1 protein-coding gene is annotated in these 1,082 nt (G+C 68.0%); it reads right to left on the bottom strand.

Translation table 11 applies throughout. The features are described from left to right. On the bottom strand, positions 1 to 1,082 hold a 1,082-nt coding region (locus tag ACIGXM_RS37435), incomplete at both ends, for an amino acid adenylation domain-containing protein (protein WP_396568589.1).

The following is a 1,082-nucleotide window of genomic DNA, read 5'->3' as shown; positions in this document are numbered from 1 at the left end:
GTCGCCGGTGCGGTACATGCGCTCGCCCTTGGTGCTGTAGGGGCAGGCGATGAAGCGTTCGGCGGTCAGGGCGGGGCGGTTGAGGTAGCCGCGGGTGAGCTGGACGCCGGCGAGGTAGAGCTCGCCGGTGACGCCGACGGGGACCGGCTGCAGGGCCGGGTCCAGGATGTAGGTGCGGGTGTTGGTGACGGGTCGGCCGATGGGGGCTGCGGTGCCGTGTGCTCCGGGCAGGCACTGTGCTGCGGTGACCTCGATGGATGCCTCGGTGGGGCCGTAGAGGTTGTGGAGCGGTACGTCCAGGATCTGCAGGAAGCGGTCCCGTAGATCGGCGGAGAGGGCTTCACCGGAGCAGAACACTGCGCGCAGGGTGGTGCATCGGGCCGCTGTGGGTTCCTGCACGAAGGCTTGGAGCATGGACGGGATGAAGTGGGTGATGGTGATCTGTTGGTGCTGGATCAGGTTGGCCAGGTAGGTGGGGTCCTTGTGGCCGTCGGGGCGGGCGACGACGAGGGTGGCGCCGTTGAGCAGGGGCCAGAAGAACTCCCAGACGGAGACGTCGAAGCCGAACGGTGTCTTCTGCAGGACCCGGTCGTGTGGCTGCAGCGTGTAGTCGGTCTGCATCCAGGCCAGGCGGTTGACGACACCCTGGTGGGGTGCGACGACGCCCTTGGGGCGGCCGGTGGAGCCGGAGGTGTAGATGACGTAGGCCGGGTGCGTCGGAAGCAGTGGGGCAGTCCGGTTGGCGTCGGTGGGGTTGCTGTCGGCGTGTGCGGCCAGTTGTTCGATGGTGTCGGCTCGGTCGAGTACCGCGATGGGGACGTTGATCGGGCCGGGGAGTGCGTTCAGGGTGTTCTGGGTGGTGAGCAGGAGTGCCGGTGCGGCGTCGTCGAGCATGTAGGTGATGCGGTCTGCCGGGTATTCGGGGTCGATCGGCAGGTATGCCGCGCCGGCCTTGTGGACGGCGAGCAGGGCGATGACCATGTCGATCGAGCGTTCCAGTAGCAGGCCCACTGTTCGCTCGACGCCGGCACCGTGGCTGATCAGCAGGTGGGCGAGGCGGTTGGCGCGGGCGTTCAGCTCGG

Source organism: Kitasatospora sp. NPDC052896 (genome assembly GCF_044547075.1).
GTDB lineage: Bacteria > Actinomycetota > Actinomycetes > Streptomycetales > Streptomycetaceae > Kitasatospora.
The sequence above is the reverse complement of the archived record's forward strand: the minus strand, read 5'-3'. Positions and strand labels throughout refer to the sequence as shown.